Genomic DNA, 18,204 nt, shown 5'->3' on the forward strand with positions numbered 1-18,204 from the left:
CGCGTCCGGAATCAGGGTTTGGGCAGCACGACCAGCGTGCCCTTCACCTGGGGATGGAAATCATCAAAGAAGGGGTATTCCCCGGGCCGGGACAGAGACAGCACCACGAACGACGTCACCCCCGGCCCCAGGACTTTTTCCTTGCGCAGGGGCAGGCTTTCGAATTCGACGGCTTCAGTGCTTTCATTGACCAGCACGATCTTGAAGCGCCCGGCGGGGACCTCAAGACGGGCCGGCTCGAAGGTGCCGTCCGCCTTGAAGGTCAGGGTGTAGACCGGCATATCGGCCCGCGCCGCCGCCACGGGCGCCAGCCAGCCGGACAGCGCCACCATCAGAACGGCCAGCCAGGGGCGCATCTCAGTACCCGCCCTTCTTGCCCGTGCCGGCGAACACGAAATCGTATTTCACCTCGAAGGTCTTGAACCACGGCGCCACGCCGGTTTCTTTGTCCACATGGCGGCCGAAATGATTATGCGGCGCGGTTTCCGGCGAACCGATGACGAACGTCAGCTGATATTTGCCCGGACCTTCGAGCTTGACGTTATCGCCATAATGAGGGCCGTCATTGGCCACCATCGGCATCAAGTCACCCTTCAGGACTTTGTCGCTGCCCTGCTTCTGCAGCACGTACTGGATATTCAGATAGGGCGCCCAGGCGCCCTCGGGCAGACCGTTCTTGTTGTCGGCCGTGGCATGGATGTCGGCTTCCAGGTGGATGTCCGAGTCTTTGGCGGCCCGCATCATACCCTCGGGCTCCATGACGACCGGCTGCAGATAGACCGCGGCCACTTCCAGGCCATGAATGTCCTTGGGCTCGCCGATGGGATATTCGGCCGCCAGCGCGGAAGACGCCAGACCCAGACCCGCCACAGCGATCAACAGCTTGTTCACCATAAAAGCTCTCCGTCATGATAAGAAGAATGATTCTCGTTAATTTACCACCGCAGCCCGGCCGGCGCAGAGCAAAACACGAATTTTTTTGCCGCAACCGCCGCCAGCTGGAGCGCGGCGCGATGCCTGCGGCCCTGCGGGTGAGATAGAGACCTCACTGACGCATTACGTATTACGAAAAGAAATTACAAATACGTGAGCCTGGTGTGCCGTTCGACGAATTCGTACACGGTCGCCAGAAAGGTCTGTAAGTACCGAAGCACGCCATTAAAGAGAGGGTTCACTTTGCGAAGCCGCTTCACTCAACAGCCAATCCCTGAAAGCCACCAATTTCGGCAAACCGGAGCACTCAGGACGGTACACGACGTAATAGGCCACATCCAAAGCAAAGCTGATTTCTGGGAAGAGACGCACTAGGCGCCCACTTGCCAGGTCATCTCGTGCCATGACGCTGCGTGCAAGCGCAATGCCGTGCCCCTCGATCGCCGCTTGCAGGACGGCCGCTGAATTGTTGATCCGCAAGCCACGCCAGGTCATCGCGGCATCAGCAACCCCGGCTTTCCCCATCCACGCTTCCCACGAGGGGAAGCCCGCATGGCCGGTCATAGACAAGTCATGAATCAGGGTTTCGTGGGCCAGATCATTCGGCTTGCACAACTCTCTGCACCGGCGCCACATATCCGGAGAGCACACCGGGAAAACTTCTTCGTCCATGAGCTTGTCGGCCTTCAGGCCAGGCCACTTCCCTAAGCCGTAGCGCACGCCAATATCGATCTGCTGAGCGACAAAGTCCACTGACTTGTGATTGGTATCCAGTCGCACATCCGTGTCCGGGCAAGCGCTCTGAAATCGGTCGATGCGCGGCAGCAGCCACTTTGCCGCGAATGCAGGGCTGACTGTGACCGTCAATATGCCGCCGACGGCCCCCTCCTGGAGACGGTCCAAGCCCAGGATCAGCTTGTCGAAGCCGGCGCGTATGTCAGGTAGCGCACGCAATGCGGCATCGGTCGCCACAAGCCTGGCTTTGCCGCTTGGGCCTCGGTTGAATAGGGGAGTGCCAAGCCATCCCTCCAGCCCGCGAACCAACTGGCCCACCGCTGCCGGTGTGACATGGAGTTCCTGCGCCGCAGCCGAAAAGCTCTGGTGCCGGGCGCTGGCTTCAAACGCGCGCAGGGCGTTCAGGTAAACAGGTGTCTTCAATGTGGGAAAGTTTTTCTTTCTATACCAGACACTTTATCTCATTTGTCAGCACAGCGGAATAAGCGAAGAATTTAGCCTTATTCAAGGCCATTTTTCTCGTGGTGCGCAACTGGCACGAGCATTTCTTCGCATGCCTTCATAAGTAGCTTTTCTTGCTGGCAAGCATAAACCTTGATGGCGCTTTTTTCCCATCCAGGGAAAAGGCGTTGCCCGTTGCATCGGTACGGACATTGGGCGGAAAAAGCCGCTCGTCCCGCTTTTTCATGAACCGGAACCTGTCGATTGGCAGGTAGAGAGATTTCACATGAGCAATCAGTTCAAAGGTAAGAAGCTGCTGGTCGTCGGTGGCACCAGCGGCATGGGCATGCAAACAGCCAAGATGGTCCTCGCTAAGGGCGGCTCCGTCGTGGTCGTGGGCCATCGTGCGGGCAAGACCGAAGAGGCTCGCCAGGAACTGGCCGCGCTGGGCCAAGTGGCAGCGCTGACGGCGGACCTGAGCAATGACGCGGGCGTGGCGGCCCTCCTCAAGGCCATCGACGAACAGTATTCCGACATCGACCTGCTGGTCAATGCGGCCGGCGTGTTCTTTCCCAAGCCCTTCCTGGAGCACCAGGAGGCGGACTACGACCAGTACATGAAGCTGAACAAGGCGTTCTTCTTCATCACGCAGAAGGTCGCCGCCAACCTCGTGGCCAAGGATCGTCCGGGTGCGATCGTCAATATCGGTTCGATGTGGGCCAAGCAGGCCATCTCGGCCACGCCGTCGTCGGCCTATTCCATGGCCAAGGCCGGCCTGCACTCGCTGACCCAGCACTTGGCAATGGAGCTGGCGCCCAAGCACATCCGCGTCAATGCCGTGTCGCCTGCGGTGGTGCAGACGCCGATCTACGAGGGCTTCATCCCGAAGGCCGAAGTGCACAGTGCGCTGCAGGGCTTCAACGGCTTCCACCCGATCGGCCGTGTCGGCACGCCGCAGGACGTGGCTGAAGTCGTTACCTTCCTGCTTTCGGACAAGGCGAGCTGGGTCACCGGCGCCATCTGGGACGTGGACGGCGGCGTGATGGCCGGCCGCAACTGATGCGCTGGGCAGGAGTCCTGCTCCTGCCCTGTATTCATCGACTTCTCAACTACCCCACAAGAAGGACACATATGGTCTATCTGCAAATCACCCTGCAAATTGCTGAAGCCAACCGGGCAGCCGCTGCAGGCATCTATCAGAAGTACAAGGCGCCGTTCCTTGACACGATCACTGGCGCTAAGTCCAAGGAACTGCTGGTGCGCGACGAAGACGTGCAGGTGCTGCACGGTTTCGATACGAAGGAAAACGCGAACGCCTACCTGCAGAGCGAACTGTTCACGGCCGACGTGGTGGCGGGCCTGAAGCCTCTGCTCGCTGCAGCTCCTGACGTGCGCATCTACCAAACCGCATGAACCTTCAACACTAGGCATCACACCGATGCCTGGTTTGCCAACCCCAACAGTTGCCGAACAAGTAGGCCGAAGCGGCAGGAGCGGACTTGCCCGCCAATCCCGCAGCAAGGCGGTTTCCTGCTGCATCTGGAACATTGTCAATGCTGATCAACGCAGATTTCTCGCGCCGCGTCGTCGTGGTGCCCCGCCAATATGAATGGGTGGCTTCGCCTCAAGGGGGCGTTGAGCGGGTGATGCTGGATCGAGTGGGTATGGAAAAAGCGCGCGCCACCAGCATCGTGCGATACGCACCTGAATCTTCCTTTCCGCGCCATCAACATCCTGGTGGCGAAGAAATCCTCGTGCTATCCGGCACCTTCTCCGAAGACGGCATGCACTACGCGGCAGGCTGGTACTTGCGCAACCCGTCAGGCTCCAACCACCAACCTTCCAGCGGGGAAGGCGCCGTTATCTTTGTCAAGCTCCAGCAGATGCGGCCGGACGAGCAAGACCCGGTGCGCATCGACACCCGAGCTGCTCAGTCCTGGCAGAATCAGGCCGACCGCGAGGTCTGTCCGCTGTTCTCGAACGAGGCCGAGCAGACCAGCTTGCAGCGGCTGGCGCTGGGCGAAGCCTTGTTCGCTGAACCCGTGGACGGTGCCGAACTGCTGGTGCTGAGTGGCAATGTGGTGGCTGACGGCGAATCCTATGAGCGTGGCAGTTGGATGCGCCTGCCCGCAGGCCAATATCCGGGGATCGTGGCTGCCACACACGGCACGACCCTCTATCTCAAGATCGCTCGCCTGGGCGAAATGCCGGAGGAGGCATGACCATGCGAAAGCTACGCATCGCCATCGTGGGGGGAGGTCTGGCCGGGTTATATGCCGCGCACTTGCTGGAGCAACAAGGCATCCATGACTATGTAATCTTGGAGGCCCGCAGCGTTTGGGGCGGTCGAATCGCGTCCACATCGTCGATCTCTGGCATTTCGCCGCTTGACCGCTTCGACCTTGGGCCAACATGGTTCTGGCCCGCCTATCAGCGGCAACTTGACGATCTTATCGACCGTCTCGGCTTGGAGCGCTTTGAGCAGCATGAGGACGGCGATATGGTCGTTGAGCGCACGCCGAACGCCGCACCCATGCGCGCGCGAGGTTATGCCTCGGCGCCTCCTTCCATGCGATTGGTGGGGGGGATGGGTGCGCTGACCGATGCCCTACGGCTGGGATTGACGCCAGCGAATCTCATGTCGAGCCATCGCGTGCTGCATATGCGCTCCGATGGGCTTCATGTGGAGTTGGATGCCGAGGATGCTCAGGGGCGCGCCATCACCTACCGTGTGCAGCATGCACTTCTGGCTGTTCCGCCGCGCTTGGCGGTGGCCTTGATTGGCTTCACGCCCGTGCTGCCTGAAGCGGTGATGCGCGCATGGCAGGGGACGGCCACATGGATGGCGCCGCACGCAAAGTATGTAGCTCTCTACGACACGCCGTTCTGGCGCGAATATGGTCTGTCCGGCGAAGCGCATAGCGCTCGGGGCCCGCTGGGAGAGATCCATGACGCTTCGATGCCTGGCGGCGGTTCCGCTCTATTTGGCTTCTTCGGCGTGCCGGCTCGTGTGCGGTGCGGCGTTTCCGAAGAAGTATTGCGCACGCATTGCCGCGCCCAGTTCGTGCGCTTGTTCGGAGAGCGAGCTGCAGCGCCGCAGGCTGATTTCATCAAGGATTGGGCCGCCGACCCTTGGACTGCCACCTCGGCGGATCAGGATGGACCCGCCCACCATGGCTCCGCACCTGCTGCTTCAGTGGCTGAGGGTTTGTGGATGGGCCGAATCACGGGTATCGCCAGCGAGTGGTCGCCTCAGTTTCCGGGATACGTTGCCGGAGCGATCGAGGCGGCTGCACTCGGCGTCCCTCCCCTTTTGGAGCAACAGTTATGAAGATGAAGACTACCTACCGCGCTATGCAGGTGACCCGGCCTGGCGTGCTGGAACTGGTGGAGCGCGCAACGCCTACACCCGGCCCCGGGCAGGTGTTGATAACAGTCGAAGCCTGCGGCGTCTGCGGTGCGGATGCAGCCGACATCGACAAGGCCGATCCGACGTTACAGCCGCCGCGCGTGCCCGGCCATGAGGTCGTCGGGCATATCGTGGCGCTCGGATCGGGTGTTCCCGCTCTCTGGAGGTTGGGCCAGCGCATCGGCGTCGGTCGTCTGGGCGGCTACTGCGGCGAATGTGTGCAATGCAGGCAGGGGCATTTTCAGCTTTGTCTAGACCAGCCGGTGGTCGGCAACAGTTGCGATGGCGGCTATGCCGAAATGATGCTTGTGCGCAGTACCGGCTTGGTCGCCATTCCCGATGAGCTGCGCTCGGAAGAAGCTGCGCCCATCCTGTGCGCGGGCATAGCGACTTTCAATGCACTGAAGAAGTGCGGCGCCCAGGCCGGAGATACGGTAGTCATCCTAGGCATTGGCGGCCTGGGGCATATGGCTCTGCAATATGCGCGCCGCATGGGGTTCAGAGTGGTCGCCATCGGACGCGGCAGCGACATTGCGGCGGATGCTCTGGCCTTGGGGGCGCACGTCTACATCGACAACCGCGAGGAAGATGCTGTGGCCCGGCTCAAGGGCATGGGTGGCGTGCAGGCCATCGTGGCCATGATCGACCATGCCGACACGGTGGCGGCATTGCTGGCTGGCCTGGCGCCTGAAGGGCGGCTGGTCGTACTGAACCCGGGCAAGGGGCCGTTGCAAGTGCCCGCAGCCCTGCTGGTGGGTGGCCAGCGCAGCATCCTGGGGTCGATCACCGGTACACCCTACGACAACGAGAAGACACTGAACTTCAGCGTACTGGCGGACGTGCGGCCGCGCATCGAAGTTCTGCCCCTGGAACAGGCCACCGAGGCACTGCGCAGGCTGCGGTCCGGCGACGTCAAGTACCGCATGGTGCTGACCACCGGACGCACACATCAAACAACGGAACAAAAATGACTCTTGCTGCTTCTGCACCGAAATCCGATCTGTTGCCCGAGAAGGTGCAGCAGGGAAACATCTGGCGCCTGTCCATTGCCCAGGCCCTGGCGGGAGCCAACTCGGTCGTGGTCTATGCCACGGGCGCCATTGTTGGCGACATGCTGGCTCCTTCGCCGATGTTGGCCACGCTGCCCATTTCCATTTTTGTGGTGGGTATGGCGGCCTGCATCCTGCCCGTGGGCGCCATCGCCAGGCGGCATGGCCGGCGCACTGCTTTTCTAGCGGGAACCGGAACTGGAGTGCTGGCCGGCCTGCTGGCCATGGCTGCCGTGCTCATGGGCTGGTTCTGGCTGTTCTGCCTGGCGACTTTCTTTGGCGGCAGCTATGCGGCCGTGGTGCTGTCATTCCGCTTCGCGGCGGCTGATGGCGTGGCGCCGGCACGGCGCGCGCGGGCGCTGTCACTGGTCATGGCCGGAGGCGTGGCCGCCGGGGTTGTGGGGCCGCAGTTGGTCACATGGACCATGGACCTGTGGCCGCCACACATGTTCGCTGTCACCTTCCTCGTGCAGGCCGCAGTCGCCGTCGTTTCTGCCTTCATCCTGCTGGGCGTGAAGCTGCCCATGCCCACGGCAGAGGAGATCGCTAGCGGGCGGCCGCTCGCGGAGATTGCGCGACAGCCACGCTTTGTAGCCGCTGCGATTTGCGGTGCGGTGTCGTACATGCTGATGAACTTCTTGATGACGGCCGCGCCGCTGGCCATGCACATCTGCGGGCACTCGCAGGAGTCCGCCAACTGGGGCCTGCAATGGCACGTCATCGCGATGTACGCGCCGAGCTTCTTCACAGGCAGTCTGATCGCGCGCTTCGGCGCTCATCGCGTGGCGACAATGGGCCTCGCGCTGACCGGGCTTGCCGCCTCCGTCGGGCTGGGCGGCATCGACGTGGCGCACTTCTGGGCCACACTGATCCTCCTGGGTATGGGGTGGAACTTCGGTTTCCTCGGCGCATCAGCGCTAGTGCTGGAGTGTCACCAGCCCGAGGAGAAGACCCGTGTGCAGTCGCTCAACGATTTCATCGTCTTCGGCCTCATGGCGATCGGTTCGTTCTCATCGGGCGGCCTGCTATCAGCCTATGGATGGAACACGGTGCTATGGGTGTCCTTCGTGCCGCTTGCGCTAGCAGTCGTGGCACTAGCTGCGGCGATGACGAAAGGTACGCCTCGCCGCACGCGCGGGCATATGGCGAAGCAACCAATGCGGAGAAGTTGATCCCGCACATGCTGGAAGCCTTCATGGCGGGCGATCAGGGATTCAGGCGCAACCGCCGCCAGCGCCTCAAGGCGTATGGCGGCGGTTGCCCTCCATCTCGGGGATAGGGGTATTCAGCGTTTTTTCTTGCCGGGCTCCGGCTGCCCCGGGAAGGGAAAACCGGTGAACAGGTTGCGGGTCTGGTCCTGCATCTGGTCCTGCATCTGCAGGAACACGTGGCGGCTTTGCTCGATGTAGTTGTTCATCATGTTCTGCAAGGCCGGCGTCTGCATGTTCATCAGCTGCGCCCAGGCCTCGGGGCCGAAGTGCTGCTGATACAGTCCTTGCGACTGTTCGGCCATGCGATCCTGGATGTCCATCAACACCTGGATGTTTTTTTCCAGGAACGTGCCCATGACCCCCTGCATGGCGTGGCCGTAGAACCGGATGATCTGGGCCAGGACATTGGCCGAGAACATCGGCATCCCGCCGGACTCTTCTTCGAGGATGATCTGCAGCAGGATGCTGCGGGTGAGGTCCTCGCCGCTTTTCGCATCCACGACGCGAAAGACGGTGTTCTCCAGCACGAGCTGTTTGATGTCCGCCAAGGTGATGTAGGCGCTGGACTGCGTGTCGTAGAGCCGGCGGTTGGGGTATTTTTTGATCAGTCGTTCGGACTGCGCGGAAGTAGTTTGCGGCATCTGATTCAACCCATGTGCAGGCCGCCATTGAGCGAAAAATCCGCCCCGGTGGCAAACCCGGCATCATCGGAGGACAGCCAGGCGACGATAGAACCGATTTCTTCCGGCGTGCCCAGCCGTTTCACCGGAATCGTGGCCACGATCTTTTCCAGCACGTCGGGGCGGATGGCGCGGACCATGTCGGTGCCGATATAGCCGGGCGATATCGTATTGACGGTAACGCCCTTGCTGGCGACCTCCTGGGCGAGCGCCATGGTGAAGCCATGGATGCCGGCCTTGGCCGTGGAGTAGTTGGTCTGCCCGAACTGGCCCTTCTGGCCATTGACGGAACTGATGTTAATGATGCGCCCCCATTGCCGATCGACCATATCGTCGATCACCTGCTTGGTGACGTTGAACAGGCTGTTCAGATTGGTGTCGATGACGGAGCGCCAGTCTTCCTGGGTCATTTTGCGAAATACGCCGTCGCGCGTGATGCCGGCATTGTTGACCAGCACGTCGACCGGACCGAACTGTTCCTTGATCTTGACGAAGGCCTGGACGGTGGAATCCCAGTCGGACACATTGCCCACCGACGCATTGAACTTATACCCCAGGGCCGCCTGTTCGCTGAGCCATTTGAGGTGGTCGCGGCTGGGGCCGCACCCCGCCACCACGGTAAAGCCTTCTTTAGCCAGGCGCTGGCAGATCGAGGTGCCGATGCCGCCCATGCCACCGGTGACGTAAGCCAGTTTTCCACTCATAGGGTTCTCCTTCAGTCAGCTTTTACTTTGACATAGCGCCCAGGGGCGGGCTCTATGACAGGGTATCGTGTATTGCCCAGGGACCGGGCGGCCCGCCGCATGGGCCCTGCGTGGCCGGCCAGCCAGCCTAGCCAGTCGGGCCACCAGCTGCCCGCGGCATGCGCGGCCGAGGCCTCCCATTCGGATGGATCGCTGGGCAAGTCGCCGGCGTCCCGAAACCAGTAGCCCCGCCGTCCGCGCGCCGGAGGATTGATGACGCCGGCGATATGGCCGGATTCGCCCAGCACGAAACGCAAGGGGCCGCGCAGCAGCAGGGTCGAGGCATAGGCCGAGCGCCAGGGTACGATGTGGTCGTCGCGCGAGGCGTACAGATAGGCCGGCATGTCCAGGGCGCGCAGATCCACCGCCTGCCCGCACACGCGCAGCTGGCCGGTCTTCAAGCGGTTTTCCAGGTAGGTATTGCGGAAATACCAGGCAAAGAACGGCCCGGGCAGATTGGTGCCGTCGGCATTCCAGGCCAGCAGGTCGAAGGCGCGGGGGGATTCCCCCATCAGGTAGTTCGAGCCGACGTAATTCCAGACCAGTTCCGCCGGACGCAGGAAGGAAAAGGTGGTGGACAATTCGCCGGCCGTCATCAGGCCGCCATCTCCCAGCTGCTGTTCGCGCGTGCGGGCATGCCATTCATCCACGAAGACGTCCAGGACCCCGGTGTCGTGGAAATCCAGCAACGTGGTCAGCAGCGTCAGGGCCGCCACCGGGTCCTGACCCCGCGCCCGGGCGACGGCCAATGCGGTGGACAAGAGCGTGCCGCCGACACAAAAACCCAGGGCATTGATCCGTGGCTGGCGGCTGATGGCCTGCACGACATCGATGGCCTGCAGGACACCGTCCTGGATGTAATCATCCCAGGTCTTGCCGTCGATGCCGTCGACATCCCCGGCCTGCGGATTGCGCCAGGAGATCATGTAGACCTGGAAACCCGCCTGGAGGGCATGCGCCACCAAGGAATTCGCAGGCTGCAGGTCCAGTATGTAGTATTTGTTGATGCAGGGCGGCACCATCAGCAGCGGCCGCTGATGCACCTGGGCGCATTGCGGCTGATACTGGATGAGCTGCATCAGCGGGTTTTCATACACCACGGCGCCGGGCGTGACGGCCAGATTGCCACCCGGAGCGAAGGCCGATTCGTCCGTCTGGGTGATGCGGCGCCGCCGCAGATCGTGCAGCAGGTTGGCCAGGCCGCGCTGCAACGTATCGCCGCCGCTGCGCAGCAAGGCCTGGACCGCGTCCGGGTTGCTGGCCAGGAAATTGGAAGGCGCGGCGGCCTCGACCCACTGCATGACGGAAAACTGCAGGCGTTCCCGGGCGGCGTCGCCCAGGTCGGCGGCCTGCGCCAGATCCTGCAGGGCGCGCGCCACGATCAGGTAGGCATGGGCTGAAAAAAGGGCATGCGGATTATTGGACCAGGCTTCCGAGGCAAAACGCCGGTCCGTCAAGGACGCCAGCGCCCCCTGGCGCGCCTGATCCAGCAATGCCTGCCAAGCCTGCAGGAAGTCGGCCTGGATGGCTGCCAGGCGGTCGGACGAGACACCCGGCGGCATCGACCGCTGAGATGAATTCTTATCGCCCATGACATCCCCCCGCCCCGGTGAGGCCTGATGCAGCCCCACGACCTCAATGTTGTTCATTCTGCCATGCTGACCACGGGCGTCAATCCGGGTAATTCGCTAGTGCCGCGCCGGGCGGGCCTTGGCGGCCGATCCGGCGCCACAGGACCGCGTGTCCGGGATCATACCAGCCATGCCAACGTGACCTGGCGCCCCGTGCGCGCCTGCCGCCGGTAGGAAAAATATCGATCCGCCTGGCGGTAGGTGCATTCCCCGCTGGACTCGACTTCCCCGACGCCCGCCTGCGCCAGCCGCCGCGCCGCCAGACCGGCCAGATCCGCCAGCCAATGACCGGCCCGCGCCGAGGGCGCGAAGCACATGGCCGCGCCGGCATCCAGATCCACAAAAGCGCGCCGGACCTCGTCCCCCACCTCGAACGCGTCGGGCCCGATCCCGGGGCCGATCCAGGCGCGCCAGGCTGACGCCTGCGGGGCCTGCCGTCGCATGGCCGACAGGGTGTTTTCCAGCACGCCGGACACCAGGCCCCGCCAGCCGGCATGCGCCGCCCCCAGCACGGTGCCTGCCTGATCGGCCAGCACCACCGGCAGACAATCCGCGGTCATGATCGCCAGGGGCCGGCCTCGGCTGATGGTGACCGCGGCATCCGCGCAAGGCGCCGCCTCCGGGGCAGTCTGCCGCTGCGCAGCGGCGTGCCACACCGTCGTCCCATGGACCTGGTCGAGCCAGAGCGGCTCCGAGGGCAGGCCGGCGCGCACCCGGCCCCGGTTCTCCCGCACAGCGGCCGGATCGTCCTCCACGTGCAGGCCCAGATTCAGGCTGTCCCAGGGGGCGACGCTGACGCCGCCGCAGCGCCAGGTGCTGACATACCGCACCCCCGGCCAGGGCGCCCCGGTCACGCCTCGCAGGCCGGCCGTCCATTCAAGAATGCGCGTCATGGAGGTCTCCGTCCCATGCCATACGCGCCTGCACGGCGCGGAAATCCTCGGGCAGATCGGCCGTGAACGACGGCTGCCGCCCGGTCCCGGGGTCCTGGAAGCTGAGGGCCTGGGCGTGCAGCATCTGGCGCGCGGCCCCCGCCACCGGACGCCCGCCATACAGGGTATCGCCCAGCAAAGGGTGTTTCAGCAAAGCCAGGTGCACGCGGATCTGATGGGTGCGGCCGGTTTCCAGGCGACACAGGACTTCGGACACAGGCTGATCGTCGCACCGCCCCGTGCGCTGCACGGCATAATGCGTGACGGCCGGCTTGGCCGCGATGGGCCGGTCGGCGCTCATGCGCACCGGCACACGGGCATCACGGCCGATCGCCGCATCGACCGTGCCTGCCCCGGTCAGAACGCCGTGGACCAGCGCGCGATACTCGCGCTTGACGGTCCTTGCCTGCAGTTGGCGCACCAGCGCGGTTTGCGCGATTTCAGTGCGGGCGACCACCAGCAGGCCGGAGGTGTCCTTGTCCAGCCGATGGACGATGCCGGCGCGGGCGACATGCAGCAATTCGGGATAGCGGTACAGCAGGCCATTGAGCAAGGTGCCATGCCAATTGCCCGCCCCCGGATGCGTCACCAGGCCGGCGGGCTTGTTCACCACGATCCAGTCGGGACTGTCCTCGATCACGTCGAAAGCCACGGGTTCGGGAACGAACGCCAGGTCTTCGGGCGCCTGCTGCGGCCAGACCTGAATCTGCGCGCCAGGGCCGACGCGGGTGCGGATCCTGCCCACGGCCCCGTCCACCCGCACGTGCCCATCCTCGATCCAGGTCTGCAGGCGACTGCGGGAATGCTGGGGCAACAGACGGGCCAGGACCTTGTCCAGACGATCCGGGAGCGCCCGCAAGGGCAGTTCAAACAGCACCGGCTCGTCAGGGCCCGCGTCCTCGGTAGCAATCTCTGTGTCAGACATGGCGACAAATCATATAATCTGCCGACAATGCTAACACCTTGATCAAGGATGCCCCGTGGCCGTGCAAGCACCTGCTTTCCTGAAATCCCTGCCGTCTCTCGCCCGGCTGGCACTGGCCGGCCTCTGTCTGGCATTCGTGGCCGGGTGCAGTTCCACCTCGGGCAAGGTCGACCCGACCGCCGGCTGGAGCGCCGAACGCCTGTATAGCCAGGCCCGGTCCGACATGGGTTCGGGCAACTGGTCCGACGCCCGGAAAAACCTGGAAGCCCTGGAAGCCCGCTACCCCTTCGGCATCTACGCCCAGCAGTCCCTGATCGACCAGGCCTACATCAACTGGAAAGACGAAGAACCCGAACAGGCCAAGGCCGCCATCGACCGCTTCCTGCAGCAGTACCCGAACCACCCCGGCACGGACTACATGCTGTACCTGAAAGGCATGATCACTTTCACGCCGCCCAGCGCCATCCTGTCGAACATCACCCGCCAGGATCCCAGCGAACGCGACCCCAAAGGCCTGCGCGAATCCTACGAAGCCTTCAATGAACTGATCAAACGCTATCCCGACAGCCGCTACGCCCCCGATGCCCGCAAACGCGTCGCCTGGCTGGTCAACACCATCGCCGAAAACGAGGTCCATATCGCCCAGTACTACTACGAGCGCGGCGCCTATGTCGCAGCGGTCAACCGGGCGCAAACCGTGGTCACGGATTTCCAAGGCGTTCCCATCGTGGAAAAGGCGCTGTACCTGATGATGCTCAGCTACCAGAAGCTCGACATGCCCAATCTGGCCGATGACGCCAAACGGGTGCTGGACAAGAACTTCCCCGACAGCAAGTATTACAAGCAGGGCCTGAAGGAATCCGGCAGCGCCTGGAACCCGATCAACTGGCTGTAGCCAGCGGATCGGCGGTGGGTGGATGCGCCAGGAAATCCGCCGCCACCGCCGCATCGCGCGTGCGGGCAAAGGGCGGCAAGCCCTGCCACAGCAATCGGCCGTAGGGTTTGTCCACCAAGCGGCCGTCCCCTACCATCAAGACGCCCCAATCCTGTTCCGACCGGATCAGACGGCCCGCGCCCTGCTTCAACAGCAGCGCCGCCTGCGGCAGCTGGTATTCCATGAACGGATTGCCGCCTTCGGCGCGGCAGGCATTCAGCCGGGCCTCCAGCACGGGATCGTCGGGCGGCGCGAAGGGCAGCTTGTCGATCGCCACCAGCGTCAGCGCATCGCCCGGCACATCGATGCCTTCCCAGAAGCTGGTGCTGCCCACCAGCACGGCATTGCCGACCGACCGGAAACGTTCCAGCAGGACGCCGCGCGTGGCTTCGCCTTGACGCATCACGGGCCGATCCGACGACAACAGCCCGCGCAATAGCTGATCCGCCACCCGGTCCACGGCCCGCAGCGTGGTGCACAACACCAGGACCCCGCCCGCGCACGCGTCCACCAGCGGCATCAACGCCTGGGCGAAGGCATCGGTGAACCCAGGATCGCTGGGCCAAGGCAGAGTCTGCGGCACATACAGCAGGCCCTGAGCCGGATAATCGAAGGGCGAGGCCCAACTGGCGGTCTGGGCGCCCCCCAGCCCCAACTGATGCTGGAAGTGCGCGAAATCGCCGCGCACCGACAGGGTCGCGGACGTCAGCACCCAGGCTTGTTCCGGACGACGGAAGCCGGAAAAAATGCGGGCCACCGACAAGGGCGCACGGTGCAGGCGCACGGAATGGGCGCTGTGTTCGAGCCAGCGCACCGCCGCCTGGTCCGCGGGTTCCGGCTGCCCTCGGGCGGGTTGCGCCCATTGCAGCAGCCGGGCCCGCAGCGTGCGGGCCGTGCGCGCCGCCGCCGCCAGGTCGGGATGGCGCTCTTCCTGGGTGCCCAGCGCCTCGGCCAGCGTATCCAGGGCCTGGCTCAGCCGGTCCAGCGCGGCATCGAAAGCTTCGGGTTCGGGGATCTGATCGAAGGTCGCCCGCCCGCCGGGCATCCGTCCCACCGGCGCGCTCACCAGGCGCAGTTCACGGGCGGCGGACTCCAGGGCCTGGCAATGCTCGGCCCAGCGCACGGCTTCGCGCGCCTGCGCCAGACCGGCGGCCTCGGCCTGCCGCGCCAGATCCAGCATCTGATGGAGCGACACGCTCTGGCCCAGAAAACGGGTGGCCGTCTCGGGCAGCTGATGGGCCTCGTCGAACACCACCAGCCGGGTTTCGGGCAGCAGATCCGGAATGCCTTCCTCGCGCAGGGCCAGATCCGCCATGAACAGCGCGTGGTTGACCACGACGACATCCGCCTCCTGCGCATGACGCCGCGCCTTCAGCAAAAAACAATCGCGCACAAAGGGGCAATCCTGCCCCAGGCAGTTCTCGCGAGTCGAGGTGACGCGATTCCAGATATCGGCGGTTTCGGACACGGCGGGCAGATCGGCCTTGTCGCCGGTCGGACTGAGCTGCGTGAACTGGCGGATCTGCCTCAGTTGAGCGATTTCATCGCGCGACTTCAGGCCCCGCTCGTCCTGTTCCAGGCGTTCCAGATGGTAGTGGCAGACATAGTTGCTGCGGCCCTTGAGCAAGGCCACGTCCACGGACATCGCCAGCGCCTGGCGCAAGCGCGGAATGTCGCGCCGAAAGAGCTGATCCTGCAGCGTGCGGGTGCCGGTGGAGATCAGGACCTTGTCGCCGGACAAAAAGGCCGGCACCAGATAGGCCCAGGTCTTGCCCGTCCCCGTCCCCGCCTCCGCCACCAGCACGCCGCCGGCCGCCACCGTGTCCTGGATTGCGGCCGACAGCGCCTGCTGGGCCTCGCGCGGCACATAGCCGGGTAGCTGCCGGGCCAAAGGACCTTCAGGGCCGAATACGGCGTGCAGATCATCACTGGACATGGGAAAGGAAGACAAGATGAATCGGGGGATGATACGCCAGGCATTTCCGGGCGGGGCGCATGCTATGGCAAAATGCGCCGCTTGACCTTCGTATTTTAGGACGTCCGCATGTCCACTGCCGTTACCGCCGTCTCCCCCCACTCCGTCGACCCCGCGCGGGTCCTGCACCTGCTGTGCGCCGAGCTGGAGGCCCGTCCCGCCCAGGTCGCCGCCGCGGTGGATCTGCTGGATACCGGGGCCACCGTGCCATTCATCGCCCGCTACCGCAAGGAAGTCACCGGCGGGCTGGACGACACGGTGTTGCGCCAACTGGAAGTCAGGCTGCTCTACATCCGCGAGCTGGAAGGCCGGCGCGTCGCCATCCTGGATTCCATCGCCCAGCAGGGCCGGCTCGACGACGCCTTGCGCGCCGAGATCCTGGCGGCCGACAGCAAGCAACGCCTGGAAGACCTGTATGCCCCATACAAGCCCAAGCGCCGCACCCGCGCCCAGATCGCCCGCGAAGCAGGCCTGGAACCTCTGGCCGATACGCTGCTGGCCGACCGCGCGGCCGATCCGGAAACGCTGGCGGGCGACTACCTGAATGCCGAGGCCGGATTCGCCGACGCCAAGGCCGCCCTGAACGGCGCCCGCGACATCCTGGCCGAACGCTTCGCCGAGCAGGCCCCGCTGCTGGAAGCCTTGCGCGGCGAGCTCTGGCAAACCGGGCTGCTCTACGCCCAGGTGGTGGCCGGCAAGGAATCCGAAGGCGAGAAATTCCGCGACTGGTTCGATTTCCACGAAGCCCTGCGCACCCTGCCCTCGCACCGTGTGCTGGCCCTGCTGCGAGGCCGCCAGCAGGGCATCCTGGACCTGCGCCTGGGCCTGGACGCCGAACGAGAAGCCCAGACGCCGCACCCGTGCGTCACTCGCATCGCCGACCTGCTGTCCATCGATGCCCGCTTCGACGCCCAGGCCACGCCGCGCCAGCACTGGCTGGCCGAAGTCTGCCGCTGGGCCTGGCGCGTCAAATTGCTGACGACCTTTGAAACCGAACTGATCGGCCGGCTGCGCGAAGCCGCCGAGACCGAAGCCATCCGCGTCTTCGCCGCCAATCTGAAGGACCTGCTGCTGGCCGCCCCCGCCGGCCCCAAGGCCGTGCTGGGCCTGGACCCCGGCATCCGCACCGGGGTGAAGGTCGCCGCCATCGACGCGACCGGCAAAGTGCTGGATACCGCCACGATCTACCCGTTCGAGCCGCGCCGCGACGTGGAAGGCAGCCTGCGCACTCTGGCCGCCCTGATCCAGCGCCACCGGATTCCGCTGGTCGCCATCGGCAACGGCACGGCCTCGCGCGAGACCGAGCGCCTGGCGGCCACCCTGCGCGAACGCCACCCCGAATTGGCATTCGAGCGGATGGTGGTGTCCGAAGCCGGCGCTTCCGTGTATTCGGCCTCTGAGCTGGGATCTCAGGAGTTCCCGGACCTGGACGTCAGCCTGCGCGGCGCCGTATCCATCGCCCGCCGGCTGCAGGACCCCTTGGCCGAACTGGTCAAGATCGAACCCAAGGCCATCGGCGTGGGCCAATACCAGCACGACGTCAATCAACGCGAACTGGCGCATTCGCTGAACGCCGTGGTCGAGGACTGCGTGAACGCCGTGGGGGTCGACGTGAACACCGCATCGGCGCCGCTGCTGACCCGGGTTTCCGGCCTGAACGCCAGCCTGGCCCGCAACATCGTGCAGTGGCGCGAGGCGCACGGGGCCTTTCCCAACCGCCAGGCCTTGCGCGAAGTCCCCCGGTTCGGCGACAAGGCCTTCGAACAGGCGGCCGGGTTCCTGCGCGTGCCGGGCTCCGACAATCCGCTCGATGCATCCGCCGTCCACCCCGAGGCCTACCCGGTCGTCGAGCAGATCGTGCTGAAGGCCGGCCGGCCGGCCTCTGCCCTGATGGGGCAGGCGCAAGCGCTAAAAGGTTTGTCGCCGGCGGATTTCACCAGCGAGCGCTTCGGCCTGCCCACCGTGCGCGACATCTTCGCCGAACTGGAGAAACCGGGACGCGACCCGCGTCCGGAATTCAAGACGGCGCATTTCAAGGAAGGCATCCACGACATCAAGGACCTGGCTCCCGGCATGGTGCTGGAGGGCGTGGTCAGCAACGTGGCCAATTTCGGCGCTTTCGTGGACATCGGCGTGCATCAGGACGGTCTGGTGCACGTGTCCGCTCTGGCGGACAAATTCGTCAAGGACCCGCGCGACGTCGTGCGTGTCGGCCAGACGGTTCAGGTGCGGGTGCTGGAAGTCGACGTGGCCCGCAAGCGGATCGCGCTGACCATGCGCAAGGACGACCCGGAGCCACGCTCACGGGGCCGCTCGGAGGAAGCCGGCTCGGGCGCCGGCAGGCGGCCGGGCGGACGCCCCGGTGCGCGCCCCGGCCATTCCGAACGGCCGGCCGCCGCTCCACAAGGCGCCATGGCCGACGCCTTCGCACGCTTGCAGAACAAGCGTTGAACGGTCTTCACCCGGCGCGGCGCGGGATGTGGCGGCGGCCGTCGCCCCCCGCGCCGCGCCGGGTCTTTGATAAATAGCAAAGAACTATCATTCATTAATACATAATCAATTTTATTAAATTTCCGATTGCGCTTAGACTGCTTCATAAGCTACGG

18 protein-coding genes and 1 pseudogene are annotated in these 18,204 nt (G+C 64.4%); 9 read left to right on the plus strand and 10 right to left on the minus strand.

All coding sequences use genetic code 11. The features are described from left to right. Positions 1-11: 11 nt before the first annotated feature. The 4 genes from WBG56_RS04145 to WBG56_RS04160 form a co-directional block, all read right to left on the minus strand. Complete coding sequence (locus WBG56_RS04145) at positions 12-356, minus strand: cupredoxin domain-containing protein (protein ID WP_424265517.1); 345 nt, start codon at positions 354-356, stop codon at positions 12-14. A gap of 1 nt (position 357) precedes the next feature. After that, the gene (locus WBG56_RS04150) at positions 358-894 is read right to left on the minus strand and encodes an iron transporter (protein WP_424265519.1); all 537 of its coding nucleotides are present in this window, start codon (positions 892-894) and stop codon (positions 358-360) included. A gap of 264 nt (positions 895-1,158) precedes the next feature. Beyond that, complete coding sequence (gcvA, locus tag WBG56_RS04155) at positions 1,159-2,091, minus strand: transcriptional regulator GcvA (RefSeq protein WP_424265521.1); 933 nt, start codon at positions 2,089-2,091, stop codon at positions 1,159-1,161. 136 nt (positions 2,092-2,227) lie between these two features. Continuing rightward, on the minus strand, positions 2,228-2,356 hold the full coding sequence (locus tag WBG56_RS04160; RefSeq protein ID WP_424265523.1) for a hypothetical protein: 129 nt from the start codon (positions 2,354-2,356) through the stop codon (positions 2,228-2,230). A 39-nt stretch (positions 2,357-2,395) separates the two neighbouring features. On the opposite strand from WBG56_RS04160, the gene WBG56_RS04165 reads away from it, so the two are divergent. The 7 genes and pseudogenes from WBG56_RS04165 to WBG56_RS04195 form a co-directional block, all read left to right on the plus strand. Continuing rightward, positions 2,396-3,169, plus strand: a complete 774-nt coding sequence (locus WBG56_RS04165; protein WP_424265525.1) for an SDR family NAD(P)-dependent oxidoreductase — start codon at positions 2,396-2,398, stop codon at positions 3,167-3,169. A 71-nt stretch (positions 3,170-3,240) separates the two neighbouring features. Further along, positions 3,241-3,522 carry a hypothetical protein gene (locus tag WBG56_RS04170; RefSeq protein WP_424265527.1) on the plus strand — a complete coding sequence of 94 codons (282 nt, stop codon included), beginning with the start codon at positions 3,241-3,243 and terminating at the stop codon, positions 3,520-3,522. A 140-nt stretch (positions 3,523-3,662) separates the two neighbouring features. Then, the gene (locus WBG56_RS04175) at positions 3,663-4,331 is read left to right on the plus strand and encodes a cupin domain-containing protein (protein WP_424265529.1); all 669 of its coding nucleotides are present in this window, start codon (positions 3,663-3,665) and stop codon (positions 4,329-4,331) included. Between the two features lie 2 nt (positions 4,332-4,333). After that, positions 4,334-5,440 (plus strand): flavin monoamine oxidase family protein, encoded by a 1,107-nt coding sequence (locus tag WBG56_RS04180; RefSeq protein ID WP_424265531.1) that lies wholly within the window; start codon positions 4,334-4,336, stop codon positions 5,438-5,440. A gap of 2 nt (positions 5,441-5,442) precedes the next feature. After that, entirely contained in the window at positions 5,443-6,489 is a 1,047-nt protein-coding gene (locus tag WBG56_RS04185; protein ID WP_424265710.1) for an alcohol dehydrogenase catalytic domain-containing protein, read from the plus strand. Continuing rightward, complete coding sequence (locus WBG56_RS04190) at positions 6,486-7,739, plus strand: MFS transporter (RefSeq protein ID WP_424265533.1); 1,254 nt, start codon at positions 6,486-6,488, stop codon at positions 7,737-7,739. The genes WBG56_RS04185 and WBG56_RS04190 overlap by 4 nt, the downstream gene beginning before the upstream one ends. Further along, positions 7,673-7,846: pseudogene (locus WBG56_RS04195) on the plus strand (DUF2274 domain-containing protein); the annotation flags it as partial. The gene WBG56_RS04190 and the pseudogene WBG56_RS04195, both read left to right, overlap by 67 nt. Before the next feature lie 6 nt (positions 7,847-7,852). Here WBG56_RS04195 and phaR read toward each other — a convergent pair. The 5 genes from phaR to WBG56_RS04220 form a co-directional block, all read right to left on the minus strand. Beyond that, positions 7,853-8,419 (minus strand): polyhydroxyalkanoate synthesis repressor PhaR, encoded by a 567-nt coding sequence (gene phaR, locus WBG56_RS04200; RefSeq protein WP_424265535.1) that lies wholly within the window; start codon positions 8,417-8,419, stop codon positions 7,853-7,855. 5 nt (positions 8,420-8,424) lie between these two features. Next, positions 8,425-9,162 carry an acetoacetyl-CoA reductase gene (gene phbB, locus WBG56_RS04205; protein WP_424265537.1) on the minus strand — a complete coding sequence of 246 codons (738 nt, stop codon included), beginning with the start codon at positions 9,160-9,162 and terminating at the stop codon, positions 8,425-8,427. A gap of 11 nt (positions 9,163-9,173) precedes the next feature. Continuing rightward, the gene (locus WBG56_RS04210) at positions 9,174-10,793 is read right to left on the minus strand and encodes a PHA/PHB synthase family protein (protein WP_424265712.1); all 1,620 of its coding nucleotides are present in this window, start codon (positions 10,791-10,793) and stop codon (positions 9,174-9,176) included. A gap of 158 nt (positions 10,794-10,951) precedes the next feature. Next, on the minus strand, positions 10,952-11,725 hold the full coding sequence (pgeF, locus tag WBG56_RS04215; protein WP_424265539.1) for a peptidoglycan editing factor PgeF: 774 nt from the start codon (positions 11,723-11,725) through the stop codon (positions 10,952-10,954). Next, on the minus strand, positions 11,709-12,689 hold the full coding sequence (locus WBG56_RS04220; RefSeq protein WP_424265541.1) for an RluA family pseudouridine synthase: 981 nt from the start codon (positions 12,687-12,689) through the stop codon (positions 11,709-11,711). Before WBG56_RS04220 ends, pgeF begins: the two co-directional genes overlap by 17 nt. An 88-nt stretch (positions 12,690-12,777) precedes the next feature. On the opposite strand from WBG56_RS04220, the gene WBG56_RS04225 reads away from it, so the two are divergent. Continuing rightward, a complete protein-coding gene (locus WBG56_RS04225; protein ID WP_424265714.1) occupies positions 12,778-13,584 on the plus strand; it encodes an outer membrane protein assembly factor BamD in 807 nt (268 codons plus the stop codon). Here WBG56_RS04225 and WBG56_RS04230 read toward each other — a convergent pair. Continuing rightward, complete coding sequence (locus tag WBG56_RS04230; protein WP_424265543.1) at positions 13,571-15,559, minus strand: ATP-dependent DNA helicase; 1,989 nt, start codon at positions 15,557-15,559, stop codon at positions 13,571-13,573. The genes WBG56_RS04225 and WBG56_RS04230 overlap by 14 nt on opposite strands. Positions 15,560-15,667: 108 nt before the next feature. Between WBG56_RS04230 and WBG56_RS04235 the strand changes: the two genes are divergently transcribed. Beyond that, complete coding sequence (locus WBG56_RS04235) at positions 15,668-18,049, plus strand: Tex family protein (protein ID WP_424265545.1); 2,382 nt, start codon at positions 15,668-15,670, stop codon at positions 18,047-18,049. Positions 18,050-18,204: the final 155 nt, after the last annotated feature.

The sequence above is a fragment of the Castellaniella sp. genome (genome assembly GCF_049671645.1).
Taxonomy (GTDB): domain Bacteria; phylum Pseudomonadota; class Gammaproteobacteria; order Burkholderiales; family Burkholderiaceae_B; genus Castellaniella.

What these genes read in the sequence shown, in the direction of transcription:
- WBG56_RS04170 (WP_424265527.1), top strand. Translation starts at nt 3,241, where the DNA reads ATGGTCTATCTGCAAATCACCCTGCAAATTGCTGAAGCCAACCGGGCA.
- phaR (WP_424265535.1), bottom strand. Translation starts at nt 8,419, where the DNA reads ATGCCGCAAACTACTTCCGCGCAGTCCGAACGACTGATCAAAAAATAC.
- WBG56_RS04210 (WP_424265712.1), bottom strand. Translation starts at nt 10,793, where the DNA reads ATGGGCGATAAGAATTCATCTCAGCGGTCGATGCCGCCGGGTGTCTCG.
- WBG56_RS04145 (WP_424265517.1), bottom strand. Translation starts at nt 356, where the DNA reads ATGCGCCCCTGGCTGGCCGTTCTGATGGTGGCGCTGTCCGGCTGGCTG.
- WBG56_RS04175 (WP_424265529.1), top strand. Translation starts at nt 3,663, where the DNA reads ATGCTGATCAACGCAGATTTCTCGCGCCGCGTCGTCGTGGTGCCCCGC.
- WBG56_RS04150 (WP_424265519.1), bottom strand. Translation starts at nt 894, where the DNA reads ATGGTGAACAAGCTGTTGATCGCTGTGGCGGGTCTGGGTCTGGCGTCT.
- WBG56_RS04190 (WP_424265533.1), top strand. Translation starts at nt 6,486, where the DNA reads ATGACTCTTGCTGCTTCTGCACCGAAATCCGATCTGTTGCCCGAGAAG.
- phbB (WP_424265537.1), bottom strand. Translation starts at nt 9,162, where the DNA reads ATGAGTGGAAAACTGGCTTACGTCACCGGTGGCATGGGCGGCATCGGC.
- WBG56_RS04160 (WP_424265523.1), bottom strand. Translation starts at nt 2,356, where the DNA reads ATGAAAAAGCGGGACGAGCGGCTTTTTCCGCCCAATGTCCGTACCGAT.
- WBG56_RS04220 (WP_424265541.1), bottom strand. Translation starts at nt 12,689, where the DNA reads ATGTCTGACACAGAGATTGCTACCGAGGACGCGGGCCCTGACGAGCCG.
- WBG56_RS04165 (WP_424265525.1), top strand. Translation starts at nt 2,396, where the DNA reads ATGAGCAATCAGTTCAAAGGTAAGAAGCTGCTGGTCGTCGGTGGCACC.
- pgeF (WP_424265539.1), bottom strand. Translation starts at nt 11,725, where the DNA reads ATGACGCGCATTCTTGAATGGACGGCCGGCCTGCGAGGCGTGACCGGG.
- WBG56_RS04235 (WP_424265545.1), top strand. Translation starts at nt 15,668, where the DNA reads ATGTCCACTGCCGTTACCGCCGTCTCCCCCCACTCCGTCGACCCCGCG.
- WBG56_RS04180 (WP_424265531.1), top strand. Translation starts at nt 4,334, where the DNA reads ATGCGAAAGCTACGCATCGCCATCGTGGGGGGAGGTCTGGCCGGGTTA.
- WBG56_RS04230 (WP_424265543.1), bottom strand. Translation starts at nt 15,559, where the DNA reads ATGTCCAGTGATGATCTGCACGCCGTATTCGGCCCTGAAGGTCCTTTG.
- WBG56_RS04185 (WP_424265710.1), top strand. Translation starts at nt 5,443, where the DNA reads ATGAAGACTACCTACCGCGCTATGCAGGTGACCCGGCCTGGCGTGCTG.